Genomic DNA, 17,863 nt, shown 5'->3' with positions numbered 1-17,863 from the left:
GGCCTTGCATTTGCAAAACAGAGTGTATTTTCCGTTAAACGGTGTGCAGCGGTTGCTGGAAGTTGGATTGATTGTGTTTTCCAGCCTTAGTGTATTTTTGTTGCTGGCATTGTTGTCATTTGACCCGGCAGATCCAAGCTGGTCACAAACGGGTTATCAAACCAGTACCCATAATTATGCGGGGCCTATTGGTGCCTGGTTGGCTGATTTACTGTTGTTTTGTTTTGGTTGGATTGCCTATTTAGTGCCTTTGTTAGTAGCCATTACCGGTTATCTTTTATTTAAACGCTTTCATGATTTACTTAGTCTTGATTATCTTATTTTAGGGTTACGCGTTATAGGTTTGGTGTTGACGCTTATCACTTCAACAGCCATTAGTAGTTTGAATTTTAACGATATATTTTATTTTTCGTCGGGTGGCGTTATTGGTGATGTAGTGAGTGGTGCCATGCTGCCGTATTTTAACTTTATAGGCACTATTTTATTACTGTTATCCGGTTTTGCTACCGGACTAACATTTTTGACAGGTATATCCTGGTTTACTGTGGCAGATGCGATAGGAGCGGCTTGTTTTACCGCAATGCAGTTTGTGATGTCTTTGCCGCAACGTCTACGCGAGCGCGCCAAAGATGATTACGACCCCTTTGCCGAAGAAAATACCGCAGGGCATATTGATGATCAGCAGGAAGAAGCTAATTTTACTGCTGAGCCAACACCTGCGCTGACAAGCAACAAAAAAACACCTCAATTGTCAAAACCTGCTGTTGAGCCCCTGCCTATTACGCCTTTGGATGTTAAACGCGATGCTAAAGCGTTTTATAGTGTCGATACACTGGCAGACGAGAACTTGTCATTTAGCGCTATTGACGAAACCGAAACAGCGTATTTTGGTGAGACATTACAGCAACTGGATTTACCGGCAGATGTTGCTTACGAGCCTATGATCTCTGAAATTACTGACGAAGAAGACGACGGCGAAGAAGTGTCGCATCAATTAGAAGAACTGCCGTCTTTAGCGCTGCTAGATCGCCCGGATAAAGCCGAAAACCCGATTGACCCAGCAGACTTAGAACGGGTGTCTCGTTTAGTAGAAGCAAAACTATTAGATTTTAACGTTGAAGCAAACGTGGTAGGGGTTCATCCCGGCCCGGTAGTCACGCGGTTTGAGTTAGATTTAGCGCCGGGCGTTAAGGTAAGTAAAATTACCGGTTTATCGAAAGATTTAGCGCGTTCTTTGTCGGCAATAAGCGTGCGTGTGGTTGAGGTGATTCCGGGGAAATCTTTTATCGGTTTGGAATTACCGAACCAGCATCGTGAGATTGTTCGGTTGTCAGAGGTTATTGGCGACGAAATTTTTGAACAATCCAAATCGCCACTTACAATGGTATTGGGCAAAGACATTGCCGGTAAATCTGTGGTGGCTGATTTGGCTAAAATGCCGCATTTATTGGTCGCGGGTACCACAGGTTCGGGTAAGTCGGTTGGGGTTAACGTAATGATTTGTAGTTTGTTATATAAATCAACTCCTGATGATGTTCGCTTTTTAATGATCGACCCTAAAATGCTTGAGTTGTCAATTTATGAGGGGATCCCACACTTACTCACCGAAGTTGTAACTGACATGAAAGATGCCGCGAATGGTCTGCGTTGGTGTGTTGGTGAGATGGAACGGCGTTATAAATTAATGTCGGCGCTTGGGGTGCGCAATCTTAAAGGCTACAACGTTAAAGTAAAAGAAGCGATTGCTGAGGGCATGCCGTTAAAAGATCCGTTATGGCGGCCATCAGATGATATGCGTACCGAACAACCCCTGTTAGAGAAATTGCCTTCAATTGTCGTGGTGATTGATGAGTTTGCTGACATGATGATGATTGTTGGTAAAAAAGTAGAAGAGCTGATTGCCCGAATTGCACAAAAGGCAAGGGCCGCAGGAATTCACTTAATCCTGGCGACACAAAGGCCGTCGGTCGATGTCATCACTGGCTTAATTAAAGCCAATATTCCTACCCGTATTGCGTTTCAGGTATCGTCAAAAATTGATTCTCGTACCATTTTGGATCAGCAAGGCGCGGAAAGTCTGTTGGGGCAGGGTGATATGCTTTATTTACCGCCGGGTTCAGGCGTTCCAAACCGCGTACACGGTGCTTTTGTTGACGATCATGAAGTGCATGCGGTGGTGGCAGATTGGAAAAAGCGCGGCCGGCCTAATTATATACCTGAGATATTAACCGGGGAAACCACGGAAGAGAATCTACTACCTGGCGAAACTTTGGAAGGTGATGATGGAGAAGCTGATCCGTTATACGATCAAGCCGTTGCCTTTGTAACAGAAACGCGTCGTGCATCAGTATCGGGTGTACAGCGTAAATTCCGTATTGGCTATAACCGTGCCGCGCGTTTAGTTGAACAAATGGAGCACAGCGGCATTGTTACTGGGCCAGGCCATAATGGTAACCGAGAAGTGATGGCGGCAGCGCCACCAAAAGGATATTAAATGCTACGTCGGTATTTTACAGTAGGGCTAATGTTTTTATCAGGTCTGGCGTCGGCACAAACAGCCGAACAGACATTGCAGCGTAAATTGGCAACAATTAATACTTTTTCTGCCAGTTTTGAGCAGCAGGTGTTTGATGCTCAGCGGCAATTGTTACAACAGGGCAAAGGTCAGTTGGTGCTTAAGCAGCCGGCAAAATTCCGTTTTGAAACAACTGAGCCTGAACCTAACGTCTTTATTGGTGATGGCGAAACATTGTGGTTTTATAATGAATTGTTAGAACAGCTGACGATTTTTGATGCCGCAACCGAGGTTAATCGTACGCCTTTTGTGCTGTTAACATCAACGGATCCACAATTGTGGCAGCAATATGTTGTTTCTGAACAGGGCGAACAGTTTGTTATTGCATCAAAAGATAATACCAGCGCAGTGCAGCAACTTACCTTGAGTTTTTCGGCCGGTGCCTTATCTCGCATGCAGGTGCTGGACATAAACCAACAGCTTAGTGAGTTCAATTTTACCCTGGTACAATTAAATAATGAAATAGATGACAGTCTGTTTAAGTTTGTGCCGCCAGAGTTCACCGATATCGATGACCAGCGACAGAGATAACAGAGTGAATTCTTTACCGTTAGATTTTGCTGATGACTTTCGCCCGTTGGCAGCACGAATGCGACCCAGAACGTTGGCTGAGTATGCAGGCCAGCAACATTTAGTTGGTGATGGCACGGCGCTTAGAAAAGCCATTACTGACGGACGGGTATTTTCACTAATTCTTTGGGGACCCCCGGGTACCGGTAAAACGACACTAGCAGAGGTGATTGCTAAACAAGCTGATGCATCAATCATTAAGCTATCTGCTGTCACCTGTGGCATAAAAGAAATCCGTGACGCCATAACACAAGCACAGCAGCGACAGCAGCAATATCAGCAGCGCACCTTGTTATTTGTTGATGAAGTACATCGCTTTAATAAAAGCCAACAGGATGCGTTTTTACCCTTCATTGAAGATGGCACTATTATTTTTATTGGTGCAACCACCGAAAACCCGTCTTTTGCGCTAAATAATGCAATTTTGTCACGGGCCAGGGTGTGTGTACTTAAACCGCTTGCTGATGAAGATTTACAGCTAGTACTGACGCAAGCTATAACTGATAAAGAGCGTGGGCTGGGTAATGTCGATCTTACTATTGTGCCCGATGCACAGCAGTTACTGTTGCAGTTGGCAGCAGGTGACGCGCGTAAATTGCTTAATTTGCTTGAGCAGGCCGTTGAGCTTGCCGGTATTGTCGATAATGTTAAACAGATTGATTTTGCGATTTTAAAGCATCTGGTACCTAAACAGCTACCCGGGTTTGATAACCAGGGGGATATGTTTTACGACCTTATTTCTGCATTTCATAAGTCGGTGCGAGGTTCTGATCCCGATGCGGCGTTATATTGGTACTGTCGAATTTTAGCCGGTGGCGGCGATCCGCTATATGTAGCCAGGCGCTTACTCGCTATTGCTAGTGAGGATATAGGTAATGCTGACCCTCGCGCGTTGACGTTAGCGCTTAATGCCTGGGACACGTTTGAACGTGTTGGCCCAGCTGAGGGCGAGCGAGCCATAGCGCAAGCGGCAGTGTATCTGGCATTGGCACCGAAAAGTAATGCGGTATACAGTGCGTTTAATCATATAAAAAAAATAGTAGCAGAACACCCGGCATACGAAGTGCCGCTGCATTTACGTAATGCACCAACGTCATTAATGAAGCAGCTAGGCTTTGGCGAGGGATATCGTTATGCGCACGATGAACCCGGCGCTTATGCTGCAGGAGAACGTTATTTACCCGCTGAGCTGGCTGACCAACAGTTTTACCAACCGGTAGAGCGAGGTATGGAGAAGCAGCTTGCTGAGAAATTGCGCTATTTAAAACAGTTAGATCAGGATAGTGTGCAGCAAAGAGATAAAAAATGTTGACCTATGTTGCTGTTGCCATTGGTGGTGCAGTAGGGGCGTGTTTACGCTATGCCACTAATGAGTTGGCATTGAATGTTTTTGGTAAAGCATTCCCTTTTGGAACGTTGGTGGTTAATATTCTCGGCTCATTTGTTCTGGGGTTGTTGTATGCGCTGCTAAGTAATGGTGTACTAGCCGTATCTCCCTGGCGAGCGTTGGTTACTATTGGTTTAATCGGCGCTTTCACCACGTTTTCAACTTTTTCGCTGGATACTGTCTTGCTGTTACAGCAAGGCGACTGGCTTAAAGCAATCGCCAACGTATTATTAAATGTGTTGTTATGTTTAACGCTTGCCTGGTTAGGGCTTAAACTGGGTTCAATGAAGTAAATACTATGTTAGATCCGAAATTTTTGCGTAATGAATTAACTGAAACTGCCGCGCGTTTGGCACAGCGTGGTTTTACTTTGGATGTTTCACGCTTAACGGCGTTGGAAGAGCAGCGCCGTCAGTTGCAAGTTGCAACGCAGGAGTTGCAAAATCAGCGTAAAACTAAGTCCAAAGCAATAGGCCAGGCTAAAGGACGCGGGGAAGATATTACTCCGTTACTGGCTGAGGTTGATGGCTTGGGGGCACAATTAGATGCAGCGAAACATCAGCTGGACGCCGTTCTAGCCGAGGTTGAACAAATTGCATTGACTGTGCCTAACCTGGCAGACAGCTCAGTGCCTTTGGGTAAAGATGAAAATGAAAATGTTGAAGTTCGCCGTTTTGGTGAGCCTCGCCAGTTTGAATTTGAGGTTAAAGATCACGTCGCATTGGGTGAGGCGTTAGATAAAGGCCTGGATTTCGAGAGTGCAGTAAAAATTGCAGGTTCACGTTTTGTCGTGATGCGCGGCAAAATCGCTAGGTTACATCGTGCTTTAACACAGTTTATGCTGGATTTACATAGCACTGAACATGGTTACACTGAGTTGTATGTACCTTATCTTGTAAATCATACCAGTCTTTACGGCACAGGCCAGTTACCCAAATTTGGCGCAGACTTGTTCCATACACAACCGGCGACGGAAGAAGGACAGGGCATGGCCCTGATCCCCACAGCAGAAGTCCCCGTAACTAATTTGGCGCGGGATACCATATTTGATGCGTCTGAGCTTCCAGTGAAATATACCGCCCACACGCCATGTTTTCGCAGTGAAGCAGGTTCTTATGGTCGCGATACCCGGGGACTCATTCGCCAGCATCAGTTTGACAAGGTAGAGTTGGTACAGCTGGTGCAGCCTGAGCATTCTATGCAAGCGCTGGAAAAGCTTACCGGTCACGCAGAGAAAGTGCTGCAGTTATTAGGCTTACCTTATCGGGTCATGCTGTTATGTACTGGAGATATGGGCTTTGGTTCGAGCAAAACCTTCGATCTTGAAGTGTGGTTGCCAGCTCAGAATACATATCGTGAAATTTCTTCTTGCAGTAACATGGGCGATTTCCAAGCTCGACGTATGCAGGCGAGATACCGCAGCACTGATATGAAAAAGCCGGAGTTGATCCATACCTTAAACGGTTCTGCTTTAGCGGTGGGGCGTACGTTGGTTGCAATATTAGAGAACTACCAACAAGCAGATGGCAGTATTGAAGTACCTCAGGTGCTACGTAGCTATATGGGTGGCGTTGCTCGTATAGGTTAAGTGGTGTAAATATCTACTCTATCTCAGGCTATAGCTTTGCTTATACTGAGGTAGAGTATATGCGGAGTGAGCATATGGCACCAAAGCGTAAAAGAAGCATAAAGCAAACCAATCCACCGTTAATGCGCAGTATTTATTGGGCCATCGTTATCGGCATTATTGCTGTTTTTGTTATTGTTACGCTGGAGGGTATAGTCGGTATTATGCGCAGCAGCACAACGTAGCACTTTTTCCGTTATAAGCACTTTGCTGGCTTAGGTAAGCCGGCAATTCGTGTAGCTTGCTTTGCTGGGCCTTGTGGAAATAGTTGAAACAAATATTTACTGTTGCCTTTTTCCGCCCCCAACTTTTGTGCCATAGCTTTTACCAAAATACGCATTGCCGGTGATGTATTAAATTCGAGATAAAAATCACGAACAAAATGCACGACTTCCCAATGAGCGTCGGTTAGGTTAATTTGCTCTAATAACGCAAAGTGCTCGGCAACTTGTATGTTCCAGTCTGTTAAATTAGCAAGATAACCATGTTTATCCAGCACTAGATTTGCATTATCAATCATTAATTCTGCCATAACAGGTTTTGCTTAGCATTGATGGTTAATTCGAGCCACTGCTTTGCCGTTACTACGACAATATCTTCTGGTACTAAAACATGTCTAACGTATATATCGCTGTCTAATGCATAGCGTTGGGTTGTTGGCCAGCTGATGTCGTTGCGTAGACACAAATATACCGCATCTTGTCGAAGTAAGATTGCGTCAGTGACTGCACAAACTTGAGCAAGGTTGGCCAGATTAATTGTTGGTGAAATTATGCTAATGAGTTTCATTTTAGCTGCTAATTACCTGATGTTGTTCCGCCATTAACACAGTGATGTCATTTGCAGACACTGGCCTTGCGGCTGTGACTAGTTGATTTTGTTTAATGCCTCGCTCACGCAATGATTGCTCGCAGACATACACCTGGTCAATATCGTATAGTTCAAACAATTTAAAACTGCGCGGGTACGCTTTTAACGCAAAATCAGGCTGGTCCTTGGTTGGTAGTAGCTGGAATACGGCATCGCCGCTAAATAGCACACTGACGTTATGATCGACCGCAGCGAGTGCTAATATAAGATCAAGTGCTTCACGTCCTTGGGCATTGTTAAAAGGGCTGTAACGCAGCAATACCAGTAAATTACACATTAAAATTGTACCAATTTATCTATATTTGTCTGTCGCATTGCAAACTCTGCCAAGCCTGCTGCGATATAGCCTTTACGGGCCGGCAAAGTATCACTTACAACACCACGTTTTTCAGCAGCTGTAATACAAAACAGCAATGGAATGCAGTGCTGATGACAGAAACTGGCTAACGTGGCGCTAATATCTGGCTCATCGGCGGGCAAATCAATATTTGCCGCAGCAGAGTAAACTGCTTCTTGGTATAAAAAGATATGGTCAATCTGGTGGCCATGCTCAACAGCTGTTTTGGCAAATAACAATGCACTTGCCAGACTTTGGCTGGCAAAGCTATTGGAAGTGATTAATAAACCAAAACGTGTCATATGCCGCCCAAATAAAAAATGCCCCGCAGTGGGGGCATTTTAACTAATAAGCATCACTAGGCAAAGTAGCGTTATTAATCATCACCACCAAAAACGCCTAGTAGTTGCAGCAGATTTACAAAAATGTTGAAGACATTTAAATAAAGGCTCACTGTAGCGCGGATGTAATTAGTTTCGCCACCGTTGATAATACGGCTGGTATCAAACAGGATTAGTGCTGACATAATAAGAATAATGGCAGCGCTGATAGTCAGGCTAAGGGCCGGAATGTTAAGGAAGATATTCGCCAGTGCAGCAACTAAAACTACAATAAGGCCTACTGTTAAAAAACCACCCATGAAAGAGAAATCTTTACGTGTAGTTAGCGCATAAGCCGACAGACTGAAGAAGATTAGTGCTGTACCGCCTAATGCTTGCATTATTAAAGAAGGTCCGTTTGCCAAACCTGCATAATAATTTAGCATCGGGCCTAACGAGGCGCCTAATGCGCCAGTAAAGGCGAAAACCCAAAAAATACCACTGGCTGAATCCGCTTTTTTGTTAACAACAAAGAGCATGATAAAGCCTGCAACAAAAAAGACGATAGACATCATTGGCGACATATTTAGCGCCATTGCAACGCCGGCTGTAACTGCGCTGAAAGCCAATGTCATTGCCAATAAAAAATAGGTGTTACGAAGTACTTTATTAATTTCAACACTGCGTCCGGCAGTACTGATCGTTGTTGTTTCTCTGTATGACATTAATTGTTCTCCTAATACAAAGGTTTATTAATATAACTGACATTATAATACGCAGATAGTTCACACTAGACCAGTGGTTGAAGTAAGAATTTGGTGACGGTGAGATTTTTTTGCATTTAATGCTTTCTTTTCTCAACCTAAGTGATTAATATACGCGTCGCCGGAGGGATGGCAGAGCGGTTTAATGCACCGGTCTTGAAAACCGGCGTGGGTTAATAGCCCACCGAGAGTTCGAATCTCTCTCCCTCCGCCATTAAAGCCACCCTAGGGTGGTTTTTTTGTGCCTGTAAAAAATTGACTAGCTTATAGCCTGTTGGATCCATACTTTAATTGTTTAAATTATGGCTTTGTTGTTGATTTACTAAGCAAACACTCAAAAATAACAAAAAAGCGCTTTACAAAGCAGGCTGCAGTTTTTAATATGCGCCCTGTAACGCGGAGGGATGGCAGAGCGGTTTAATGCACCGGTCTTGAAAACCGGCGTGGGTTAATAGCCCACCGAGAGTTCGAATCTCTCTCCCTCCGCCACTTACACCTCACCTTCAAATAATTTACTTGTCATTTCCGAAGCAAAAAATAAATCCATTTGTTTAAAATTATTAACTTTTCTGGCACACTTTGCATGAACTGGTCAAAACCACTAGTTCCGACTCAAATTGTTTAGCAAAAGTGTTTCTGCTCAGCTATGCTAACCAATTATAATAATTCTAATATCCAGTGAAGCGGAGAGGCTAAATTGATTAACGTCTTGTTAGTTGATGATCATGAGCTTGTACGTACTGGGATCAGTCGCATTCTAATGGATGAGCGCGGTATCAAGGTGATTGGCGAAGCTGGCTCAGGTGAAGAAGCACTACAATTTTGCCGTCAACACGAACCTGATGTTGTGTTGATGGATATGAATATGCCAGGTATGGGAGGCATGACAGCGACGAAGCGTATACTGCATTATTGTCCAGACATTAAAGTTTTGGCTTTATCAGTGTCGTGTGAAGAGCCTGTGCCAACCAAAGTTATGCAGTTAGGCGCTGCAGGTTTTATTTCTAAAAACTCACCGCCACGTGAAATGGTGTCAGCCATTCGCAAAGTTTACACCGGTGTGAGACATATTTCTGACGAAGTTGCGCAAAAAATGGCCTTGAGTAAGGTAAATAACCTTAGTCAAAACCCTTTTGATGATTTATCTGACCGTGAACTGCAAATTATGATGATGATTACGCAGGGACAAAAAGTTACGGATATCGCGGATCAATTAAATGTTAGTGCGAAAACGGTTAATTCATATCGTTATCGTATGTTTGAGAAGCTTGCTATTAGTGGTGATGTCGAACTAACGCATTTGGCATTGCGACACGGTATGATTGACATCGCAAAAGCCTGATGTTCGATTCCAAAACCTTTTTAACCACTGTACCGCATCAGCCTGGTGTTTACCGCATGGTAAATGCCGCTGAGCAGGTTATTTATGTTGGCAAGGCTAAAGACCTACGCAACAGGTTAAGTAGTTATTTTCGTCGTACCGTCGACAGTGTTAAAACCCGATCCTTGGTTAGCCAGATAGCGCAAGTTGAATACACCTTGACTCACAGCGAAACAGAAGCACTTATCCTCGAAAATAACCTTATCAAACAATTTATGCCACGTTACAACGTGTTGCTTCGGGATGATAAATCCTATCCTTATATTTTAATAACTGATCATAAACATCCAAGAATTAGCTCACACCGTGGGCCACGTAAAGCAGCGGGGCAGTACTTTGGTCCCTATCCAAACGCTGGGGCTGTTTGGCAAAGTTTAAAAACGCTACAGAAGATTTTTCCAATCCGCCAGTGTGAAGACGGGTTTTATCGCGCCAGAACACGTCCTTGCCTGCAGTATCAATTGAAGCTGTGTTCGGCGCCCTGTGTTGGCAAAATTACTGATGAGGCCTATCAGCAGCAAGTAAAACTAGCAAGCTTATTTCTACTTGGGAAAGATCAGCAGGTGATAGATAACCTGGTGCAGGATATGAATCGGGCTAGTGAAGAATTGCAGTTTGAACAAGCAGCGCAATTACGGGATAAAATCATTGCGCTGCGAAAAGTTCAGGAGCAGCAAAGCGTCAGTGGCGATCATGACGAAATGGATGTTATAGGCTTTGTGTTTTCACATGGAGTCGCTGCGGTACATGCACTTTTTGTCCGTGATAAAAAAATCCTTGGCAGTAAGGCGTATTTTCCTAAAGTGCCTGCTGATACTGAAGAAGATGAAATTCTTACTGCGTTTATATTGCAGTTTTATCTAGATGGTTATGGTACTCAGCAAATGCCACGCGAAATTGTATTGTCGCATCCATTATCCGATGGAGATGTTGTTGCTGCAGCGATTAGCGAAATTGCTGGCCGTAAAGTTCGTATTACCTATGCCCAGCGAGGTGAAAAGGCAAAATATCTTAGCCTTGCACTGAAAAATGCCCAGCTATCTTGTGATAATAAGCAATCGCAGGCACAAAAAACAGCATTGCGGTATCAGCAATTGCAGCAGGTGCTACAGCTTGATCACGCTATTAATCGTATGGAATGCTTCGACATAAGCCATACCATGGGGCAGGCAACAATTGCTTCTTGTGTCGTGTTTGACGGCCAGGGACCGTTTAAAGCAGAATATCGGCGTTATAACGTTACCGGTATTACTGGAGGTGACGACTATGCAGCTATGGCGTTTGCCCTGAATAAACGCTACGGCAAAGTGCAGGATACCGACAAAATACCTGATATTATTTTTATTGATGGTGGACAAGGGCAGCTGAACATTGCCATTGAGCAATTTTTAGACTGGCCACACGAGAAACATCCCATTTTGGTTGGAGTCGCTAAAGGCACGAGCAGAAAGCCAGGTTTGGAGACGTTGATTTTAGCCAAAAGCGGACGCAGTATTCACTTAGCTGAAGATGCACCAGCACTACATTTAATTCAACAAATTCGTGACGAAGCACATCGCTTTGCGATAACCGGTCATCGAAACAAGCGTGGTAAGGCGTTCGTTATTAGCCCACTTGAGCAAGTGAAAGGTATTGGTGAAAAACGCCGGCAAGCATTATTACAATATTTGGGTGGGCTGCAAGGCGTAATGAGAGCATCCATTACAGAACTTAGCTCTGTACCGGGTATTTCAAAGGCTCAGGCGGAAAAGATTTACCAAGCCTGCCATAACAAGTAGCATAGCGACATGGATGCTGTAGAGAATAATAAGATGTGGAATATTCCCAATCTGTTAACCCTGTTCCGACTGTTTTTAATCCCGGTTTTTATAGTGTGTTTTTACTCAGGTGTTGAGAATGCACGATTTTGGGCCGCTTTTGTCTTCTGGCTTGCAGCAATTACAGATGCATTAGATGGTTATCTGGCGCGTAAGCTGCAGCAGTCTACGCCTTTTGGTGCTTTTTTAGATCCTGTGGCTGATAAAGTCATGGTGGCGGTAGCCCTAGTATTAATTGCCGTTGATAGTTTATCGTTATGGGTAACGGTACCTGCCATTATTATGATAAGTCGCGAAATTGTCATTTCGGCGCTGCGTGAATGGATGGCAGAGCTAGGGAAACGCGCGAATGTGGCAGTATCAAATCTGGGTAAATATAAGACTATTGCACAAATGCTGGCATTAATTGGACTAATTTGGCGGCCCGAACATTGGTTTGTAAGCTGGTTTACCCCTGCAGGTATGCTGTTGTTATACATTGCAACCGTGCTAACACTATGGTCAATGTACAGTTATTTGCGTGCCGCCTGGCGAGATTTGGTGCACTAGGCGATGTTTTTGTTGATTATTAGCGCAACTCAGTCAAATTTTAATCAGTCAGTCATAAAAGCAAAAATTTATTATTGACTGGCTGAATTAAAACAGTAGAATGCGTCACGTGTTAAGGCACATGGCCATAACAACGCGAGTATAGCTCAGCTGGTAGAGCGCGACCTTGCCAAGGTCGAGGTCACGAGTTCGAACCTCGTTACTCGCTCCAACTCTTTCAAAGAGTAAAATTGTTTGAATGGCGGGTTGGCAGAGTGGCCATGCAGCGGATTGCAAATCCGTCCACCTCGGTTCGACTCCGGGACCCGCCTCCATCACACAATGCGTTGTTAGGTTAAAGTAGTAAAAAGTTGTCTGCCCGGGTGGTGAAATCGGTAGACACAAGGGATTTAAAATCCCTCGCTCGAAAGGGCGTGCCGGTTCAAGTCCGGCCCCGGGCACCATTACTCTTAATGAGTAAATTACCAGATTTATGCGAGTATAGCTCAGCTGGTAGAGCGCGACCTTGCCAAGGTCGAGGTCACGAGTTCGAACCTCGTTACTCGCTCCAAATTAGAAAACTCAGCCTTATGGCTGCGTTTTTCGTTTAGCATTAGTGCGATTTATAATATTTAGCCCGACACAGTAACGGTATTCACCGCAGACTGTGTCGATTAGTCCTTTAAACCACGCTAGTCTTCAAAGCTGTTAATTTCATCTCCACTATCAGCGGTTTTAGTTGAAGTGAGTAATTGTTGCTCCAGCATGCGTATTTCAATTGGATCTAACAAACGCCAGCTACCAGGTTTCAACCCGGCTACACGAATATGCATAATGCGCGTACGTTTTAAGCTTTGTACTTCATACCCAAGATGCTCACACATCCGTCGGATTTGACGGTTAAGCCCTTGGGTTAGCGTAATCGTAAAACTTTGTTTAGAACGCTGCAGTACTGTGCAGGGCAGGGTGACAGTATCAAGAATAGGCACGCCACGGCTCATTTGTTGTATAAAACGCTCTGTAATGGGTTTATTTACCGTAACAACGTATTCTTTCTCATGTGCGTTGCCAGCACGCAAAATTTTATTGACGATATCGCCGTCGTTGGTTAGAAAAATCAAACCTTCTGAGGGCTTGTCTAACCGGCCAATGGGAAAAATCCGTTCAGGATAACGAACCGCATCAATAATGTTGCCATGAATATGGCGCTCTGTGGTGCAGGTAATACCGACTGGTTTGTTATAGGCCAAATATACCCGGGTGGGTTTAGCTTTTAACGGTTTTCCGTCAATTAATACCTGATCTTGTTCCGTCACTTTCAACCCAACCGGTGCAATAACACCGTTGACGGTTACTTGACCCTTCTCAATAAATTTGTCGGCCTCACGGCGCGAGCAAAAGCCTGTATCACTGATAAACTTATTTAACCGGTACAAGGTCGCATCAGACATAACGTGGATCTATTCCCTTCAGTGTCAATAATGGCGATAGTGTAGGGCTTCGAGGGCTTTTTCGCTACCAGATAAAGCAATTGGCTTAGAACAGCTAAGCCAATTGTGCTGTCAAAAATACATATATTTAGTCTTTTGATGAAGTGCTGGTGCTTCCTGCCGGATTCAGCGAAATGACTTTAGTTTTGCTGATTTTATGCCGGTATATTTCACGCAGATACTTAATGGCCTTTTTGACACTATCCCGGCTTAAACGAATATCGTTTATAGAGACAAACTTGTCTTTGTTATGGATAAGTTCACGGTATTTTTTTTCATACATGGGTTTGATAGCGTACCAGTTGGTATCGAGAATTTTCGCTGGATTTTCAAACTCATTTAACATGGTGTCTACAGCGGCTTCGTCAAAGTCGTCAGAGCGGATAAACTCTAACATAGCTTTATCTAGCTGCTCATCAAAGCGGTAGTTGTCTTTGGCAAAGCAGCGTTTAATAAAGGCGACAATGAGTGTTAGAAAATCATCGCTTAAACATGGGCTTTTAACAATTAACGTGGTTAAAGAAATATTCGCAGAAGCGCCAATTACCAAGGCATAACGTTTTAATGTCGTATTGGGAAACAGTGAATTAAGATGCGATTTTAGACGGTTTAAATCCATGTAAGACAATTTATAGTCTTTGGGCAGCGAAACAATAGACACGACGGAAGAACAGTTTTTAAAAAAATGCAGATCCTTTAATTCTGTTGCGTTATAGCCGTTCTTAACATAGCTGGCTAGGGTTTCACGATATCGCCCCGATTCTATCGGCAGTAAACTAATGCCTTCTATGGCTTGAGTAACCTTGTTAAAGTGAGGCAAATCTATTGAGCGAAAAAATAAATCATCAATATTTAATGATGTACCGGCTTTTTTATCTGCCAGACTACTATCCGCGGGAATCACCGATTCAGCGTACGCAACTGCAACCGGGCCTGCGAGGCTCATAAACAAGTCGTTAGCATCAAGCCTGATAGTCTCGCCAATATCAATACCTGCACGGCGAAAGTAGTTTTCGTCATAATCGGTGGTAACGGCTTGCGCAGTTAAAATATTAAATATTTGCTGTGAAATATACTGGTTAGCGTACTTCTCCATCGCATTGACATCAATATGCTGAATGCCACCGTCATCGGTTTCTTCTGCATAACGCATAATGTCGTTGGATATCAGCATCATGGCATTCCAGGGCCGGATGCGATGCATCACGCTGGATTCACTGCTATCTTCATTATCAAAGTTGTAAGAAAAGTCCCATTCTTCGGCCAGGTATTTGCACAGTAACCGTCCTGCGTTGATATGCAGCGCCTCGGACATCTCAACACCATGGTCGGATATATTAGGCAAAATACAAATACCACTGGTAAATATGGGTTCAAAAACAAAGGAATGACCGCGGTTTTCTTCATCTTCAGCCAGCATGCGAGTATCAAAAGTTTTACTCATATACGCATACTGTTGCGCTAAGCCAAACTCTGATGCCATGCCGGAGCCCGTGCCGCCACCGGCACTAAAAATGTAAAAGTATAGTCTGGACTGATTAGCTTTTATGCCACAGGAATCAATCAAATAAGAGTGTATAAATTTCCAATCGGGGTTAGCAAAGCGCTGTGTATCTTTGTTCAAAATGATTTTGGCCAGATATTGACCCAGAATCGGCGCATTACCGGCGCCACCTGCATGCACTTCAGATAAATCCATGATTTTCATTTTTGTGTAATCATGCAAAAAGCCACTTTTCTCACCCTTGTGTGAAAAACGAATGCGGCCCTCAATGTCTTTGTCCAGGTCGCCTAGCATAACTAATGGTTCAATCAAAAAAACAGGTTTTACAGCTTGTGAGTTCGACAAATGCAAACTGCGTTTTATCCATCGCATTGGACGATATTCTTGCTCACGGGTTTGTTTTTCTTCGTTATTAAATTCACTGAGATAAAAATTACGTGCGCTATAAACCAGCGATGCGACATCCAGTGCAATGTTAGACCCGCAGCGACCCAAACCAATTAGGCATACAGAGGGGAAGTTCTGTTGTTTACGACTTTGAATTTCATTATCGGGGTTCGACACAGGAAAGACACTTGCCCTTAGTGCGTCCAGATTCGTCAGTATTTTATTCAGATCTCGTTCGGTAAAATACATATAGCGATCACTGGCGAACAAGGGTGTTGTTGCTGAAGGTGTAGCTGTGCTTTTTTTTAACACCGCCTTTACGGAGACAACCTCATCTTGCGGGTTATGATCAGGTTTAATTCTATTATTCATTAGCTACTTCCTGTTTCAGACAACGCATTTTGGCAACGATTAAAAACAAACAGTCTGCGTTAAAGGTAGTAGTTGTTTATCATTAAGCCAAAAAAGAGTATGAAAAATAGCTGGAAAATTTTTAATAAAGTATTTTAGCAACGCAAGTAATAACAATAATCTATGATATAAACGTGCGTTAACGACATGGTAGCGTTAACGCACATAAGAGGAGGGTTACATATTGGGGTAGTTAGGGCCACCTGCACCTTCGGGGGTTACCCAGGTGATATTTTGTGCCGGATCTTTAATGTCGCATGTTTTACAATGAATACAGTTTTGTGCGTTTATTTGAAATTTGGGTGCATTGTTTTCATCTTGCACAATCTCATATACGCCAGCTGGGCAATAGCGCTGTGCTGGTTCGTTATATTTAGGCAAATTAATACTAATAGGAATACTGCTATCAGCCAGTTTTAAATGACAAGGTTGCTCTTCTTCATGATTAGTATTGGATAAATAAACAGACGTTAAGCGGTCAAAACTAACAATATTGTCAGGTTTAGGGTAATTAATTACCGGAGCCTCATTCGCTAATTTAAGCTGAGCATGGTCTAAGCTATTATCTTTTAATGTAAAAGGAAATTTACCACCAAACCAGTTTTGCTCCAGCGTATTAAATGCACCGCCCCAAAAGGTACCAAATTTATGCAAAGCAGGGCCAAAATTGCGAGAGCGATAGAGCTCGTCGTATAGCCAACTTTGCTCAATAGCATCAGCAAATGCGGTTAAGTCTTTACCGCCGTTATCATCTTGCGATAATGCGTTAAACAGGGTTTCGGCTGCCAACATACCTGATTTCATCGCTGTATGGTTGCCTTTAATTTTGGCAAAGTTCAACGTACCTGCATCACAGCCTACCAACAAACCGCCATTGAAACTCATTTTGGGCAGGCTATTCAGGCCACCTTTAGTAATGGCTCTTGCGCCATAACTTACCCTTTTTCCTTCTTTTAGGTACTGCTTAACCACAGGATGCTGTTTATACCGCTGGAACTCTTCAAACGGGCTTAAATGTGGGTTGCTGTAGTTAAGATCGACAATAAGCCCAACAACCACTTGCTGCGATTCGGCGTGATATAAATAACCACCACCAGAGGTATCATTGGTCAGCGGCCAACCTGCAGAGTGCATGACTAAACCCGGTTGGTGTTGCTCCGACGAAATATCCCAAATTTCTTTGAAACCTAAGGCGTAGTGTTGCGGTGATTTATCTTTATCCAGTTCAAAATGCGCAATAAGCTGTTTACCGAGGTGGCCACGGCAACCTTCAGCAAAAACGGTGTACTTGGCATGCAATTCCATGCCTGGCACGAAACTGTCTTTAGGTTGCCCATCTTTATCTAAGCCCATATCACCAATGACGATGCCTTTGACAACGTTATCGTCAATTAGAACTTCGCTAGCGGCAAAGCCTGGAAAAATTTCAACGCCAAGCTGTTCGGCTTGTTGAGCCAGCCAACGACACAAGTTGGCAATTGAGACAATATAGTTACCACTATTATGCATGGTCTTGGGGACGGCAAAACCGGGTAATTTGGTTGCGTCGTCGGCATTTTTAAACAGATAGATATCGTCATGCGTAACGGCAGTGGTGACAGGGGCACCTTGTTCTTGCCAGTTGGGTAGTAACTCATTTAAAGCGCGGGGCTCAAACACCGCACCAGACAAGATATGAGCGCCAACTTCTGAGCCTTTTTCTACCACACAAACCGTTAGCTCTTTGGCCGCGGCCTTCGCTTGTTGCATTAATCTTATCGCAGTTGACAAACCCGCTGGGCCAGCGCCTACAATTAATACATCGAATTCCATTGATTCTCTTTCCACGGCATGTACCTCTTGGAGTTTATTATTTACAGCTTACGCCGCTTTTATCATGTTGTTTAGGGTATTGC

At 43.9% G+C, this 17,863-nt stretch carries 17 protein-coding genes and 6 tRNA genes; 15 read left to right on the top strand and 8 right to left on the bottom strand.

Annotated elements, in window-relative coordinates:
• The first annotated feature begins 10 nt into the window (after positions 1–10).
• The 6 genes from H595_RS0104730 to H595_RS24095 all read left to right on the top strand — a co-directional run bounded on the left by H595_RS0104730 (position 11) and on the right by H595_RS24095 (position 6,344).
• Entirely contained in the window at positions 11–2,494 is a 2,484-nt protein-coding gene (locus tag H595_RS0104730; protein WP_027670163.1) for a DNA translocase FtsK, read from the top strand.
• A complete protein-coding gene (gene lolA / locus H595_RS0104725) occupies positions 2,495–3,106 on the top strand; it encodes an outer membrane lipoprotein periplasmic chaperone LolA (RefSeq protein WP_027670162.1) in 612 nt (203 codons plus the stop codon).
• A 4-nt stretch (positions 3,107–3,110) separates the two neighbouring features.
• The gene (locus H595_RS0104720) at positions 3,111–4,457 is read left to right on the top strand and encodes a replication-associated recombination protein A (protein ID WP_027670161.1); all 1,347 of its coding nucleotides are present in this window, start codon (positions 3,111–3,113) and stop codon (positions 4,455–4,457) included.
• Positions 4,451–4,825: a fluoride efflux transporter CrcB gene (crcB, locus tag H595_RS0104715; RefSeq protein WP_027670160.1), complete on the top strand. Its 375-nt coding sequence runs from the start codon at positions 4,451–4,453 to the stop codon at positions 4,823–4,825. Before H595_RS0104720 ends, crcB begins: the two co-directional genes overlap by 7 nt.
• Before the next feature lie 5 nt (positions 4,826–4,830).
• The gene (gene serS, locus H595_RS0104710; protein WP_027670159.1) at positions 4,831–6,120 is read left to right on the top strand and encodes a serine--tRNA ligase; all 1,290 of its coding nucleotides are present in this window, start codon (positions 4,831–4,833) and stop codon (positions 6,118–6,120) included.
• Between the two features lie 74 nt (positions 6,121–6,194).
• Positions 6,195–6,344, top strand: coding sequence for a hypothetical protein (locus H595_RS24095; protein WP_156885922.1), 150 nt, complete (start codon positions 6,195–6,197; stop codon positions 6,342–6,344).
• A gap of 11 nt (positions 6,345–6,355) precedes the next feature.
• On the opposite strand, the gene H595_RS0104700 is transcribed toward H595_RS24095, so the two are convergent.
• The 5 genes from H595_RS0104700 to H595_RS0104680 form a co-directional block, all read right to left on the bottom strand.
• Positions 6,356–6,691: a TusE/DsrC/DsvC family sulfur relay protein gene (locus tag H595_RS0104700; RefSeq protein ID WP_084153467.1), complete on the bottom strand. Its 336-nt coding sequence runs from the start codon at positions 6,689–6,691 to the stop codon at positions 6,356–6,358.
• A complete protein-coding gene (locus tag H595_RS0104695; RefSeq protein ID WP_027670157.1) occupies positions 6,679–6,948 on the bottom strand; it encodes a DsrH/TusB family sulfur metabolism protein in 270 nt (89 codons plus the stop codon). The genes H595_RS0104700 and H595_RS0104695 overlap by 13 nt, the downstream gene beginning before the upstream one ends.
• 1 nt (position 6,949) lies before the next feature.
• Positions 6,950–7,306 (bottom strand): sulfurtransferase complex subunit TusC, encoded by a 357-nt coding sequence (gene tusC / locus H595_RS0104690; protein ID WP_027670156.1) that lies wholly within the window; start codon positions 7,304–7,306, stop codon positions 6,950–6,952.
• Positions 7,306–7,668: a sulfurtransferase complex subunit TusD gene (tusD, locus tag H595_RS0104685; protein WP_027670155.1), complete on the bottom strand. Its 363-nt coding sequence runs from the start codon at positions 7,666–7,668 to the stop codon at positions 7,306–7,308. The genes tusC and tusD overlap by 1 nt, the downstream gene beginning before the upstream one ends.
• A 74-nt stretch (positions 7,669–7,742) precedes the next feature.
• Entirely contained in the window at positions 7,743–8,411 is a 669-nt protein-coding gene (locus H595_RS0104680) for a Bax inhibitor-1/YccA family protein (RefSeq protein WP_027670154.1), read from the bottom strand.
• 162 nt (positions 8,412–8,573) lie between these two features.
• Between H595_RS0104680 and H595_RS0104675 the strand changes: the two genes are divergently transcribed.
• The 9 genes from H595_RS0104675 (at position 8,574) to H595_RS0104635 (ending at position 12,747) form a co-directional block, all read left to right on the top strand.
• Positions 8,574–8,664 (top strand) — tRNA-Ser (locus H595_RS0104675).
• Between the two features lie 184 nt (positions 8,665–8,848).
• Positions 8,849–8,939, top strand: a tRNA-Ser gene (locus H595_RS0104670).
• 208 nt (positions 8,940–9,147) lie between these two features.
• Positions 9,148–9,792: a UvrY/SirA/GacA family response regulator transcription factor gene (gene uvrY / locus H595_RS0104665; protein WP_027670153.1), complete on the top strand. Its 645-nt coding sequence runs from the start codon at positions 9,148–9,150 to the stop codon at positions 9,790–9,792.
• Positions 9,792–11,609, top strand: coding sequence for an excinuclease ABC subunit UvrC (gene uvrC, locus H595_RS0104660; RefSeq protein ID WP_027670152.1), 1,818 nt, complete (start codon positions 9,792–9,794; stop codon positions 11,607–11,609). The genes uvrY and uvrC overlap by 1 nt, the downstream gene beginning before the upstream one ends.
• A 33-nt stretch (positions 11,610–11,642) precedes the next feature.
• A complete protein-coding gene (gene pgsA, locus H595_RS0104655; RefSeq protein WP_027670151.1) occupies positions 11,643–12,197 on the top strand; it encodes a CDP-diacylglycerol--glycerol-3-phosphate 3-phosphatidyltransferase in 555 nt (184 codons plus the stop codon).
• Between the two features lie 135 nt (positions 12,198–12,332).
• A tRNA-Gly gene (locus H595_RS0104650) sits at positions 12,333–12,408 on the top strand.
• Positions 12,409–12,437: 29 nt separating this feature from the next.
• Positions 12,438–12,511 (top strand) — tRNA-Cys (locus H595_RS0104645).
• Between the two features lie 42 nt (positions 12,512–12,553).
• Positions 12,554–12,640 (top strand) — tRNA-Leu (locus tag H595_RS0104640).
• Positions 12,641–12,671: 31 nt separating this feature from the next.
• Positions 12,672–12,747 (top strand) — tRNA-Gly (locus H595_RS0104635).
• Positions 12,748–12,868: 121 nt separating this feature from the next.
• On the opposite strand, the gene H595_RS0104630 is transcribed toward H595_RS0104635, so the two are convergent.
• The 3 genes from H595_RS0104630 to H595_RS0104620 all read right to left on the bottom strand — a co-directional run bounded on the left by H595_RS0104630 (position 12,869) and on the right by H595_RS0104620 (position 17,780).
• Entirely contained in the window at positions 12,869–13,627 is a 759-nt protein-coding gene (locus tag H595_RS0104630; protein WP_027670150.1) for a pseudouridine synthase, read from the bottom strand.
• Between the two features lie 127 nt (positions 13,628–13,754).
• Positions 13,755–15,806 carry a hypothetical protein gene (locus H595_RS0104625; protein WP_240474829.1) on the bottom strand — a complete coding sequence of 684 codons (2,052 nt, stop codon included), beginning with the start codon at positions 15,804–15,806 and terminating at the stop codon, positions 13,755–13,757.
• 339 nt (positions 15,807–16,145) lie between these two features.
• Positions 16,146–17,780 (bottom strand): electron transfer flavoprotein-ubiquinone oxidoreductase, encoded by a 1,635-nt coding sequence (locus tag H595_RS0104620; RefSeq protein ID WP_205623170.1) that lies wholly within the window; start codon positions 17,778–17,780, stop codon positions 16,146–16,148.
• Positions 17,781–17,863 lie beyond the last annotated feature (83 nt).

This window comes from Rheinheimera baltica DSM 14885, from assembly GCF_000425345.1.
Taxonomy (GTDB): domain Bacteria; phylum Pseudomonadota; class Gammaproteobacteria; order Enterobacterales; family Alteromonadaceae; genus Alishewanella; species Alishewanella baltica.
This window is presented reverse-complemented; position numbering and strand designations above follow the sequence as displayed.

Excerpts from the sequence above, each read along its gene's own strand:
- serS (WP_027670159.1), top strand. The coding sequence starts at position 4,831 with ATGTTAGATCCGAAATTTTTGCGTAATGAATTAACTGAAACTGCCGCG.
- pgsA (WP_027670151.1), top strand. The coding sequence starts at position 11,643 with ATGTGGAATATTCCCAATCTGTTAACCCTGTTCCGACTGTTTTTAATC.
- H595_RS0104630 (WP_027670150.1), bottom strand. The coding sequence starts at position 13,627 with ATGTCTGATGCGACCTTGTACCGGTTAAATAAGTTTATCAGTGATACA.
- H595_RS0104625 (WP_240474829.1), bottom strand. The coding sequence starts at position 15,806 with ATGTATTTTACCGAACGAGATCTGAATAAAATACTGACGAATCTGGAC.
- H595_RS0104695 (WP_027670157.1), bottom strand. The coding sequence starts at position 6,948 with ATGAAACTCATTAGCATAATTTCACCAACAATTAATCTGGCCAACCTT.
- uvrC (WP_027670152.1), top strand. The coding sequence starts at position 9,792 with ATGTTCGATTCCAAAACCTTTTTAACCACTGTACCGCATCAGCCTGGT.
- H595_RS0104700 (WP_084153467.1), bottom strand. The coding sequence starts at position 6,691 with ATGGCAGAATTAATGATTGATAATGCAAATCTAGTGCTGGATAAACAT.
- tusC (WP_027670156.1), bottom strand. The coding sequence starts at position 7,306 with ATGTGTAATTTACTGGTATTGCTGCGTTACAGCCCTTTTAACAATGCC.
- H595_RS0104620 (WP_205623170.1), bottom strand. The coding sequence starts at position 17,780 with ATGGAATTCGATGTATTAATTGTAGGCGCTGGCCCAGCGGGTTTGTCA.
- H595_RS24095 (WP_156885922.1), top strand. The coding sequence starts at position 6,195 with ATGGCACCAAAGCGTAAAAGAAGCATAAAGCAAACCAATCCACCGTTA.
- lolA (WP_027670162.1), top strand. The coding sequence starts at position 2,495 with ATGCTACGTCGGTATTTTACAGTAGGGCTAATGTTTTTATCAGGTCTG.
- H595_RS0104680 (WP_027670154.1), bottom strand. The coding sequence starts at position 8,411 with ATGTCATACAGAGAAACAACAACGATCAGTACTGCCGGACGCAGTGTT.
- tusD (WP_027670155.1), bottom strand. The coding sequence starts at position 7,668 with ATGACACGTTTTGGTTTATTAATCACTTCCAATAGCTTTGCCAGCCAA.
- crcB (WP_027670160.1), top strand. The coding sequence starts at position 4,451 with ATGTTGACCTATGTTGCTGTTGCCATTGGTGGTGCAGTAGGGGCGTGT.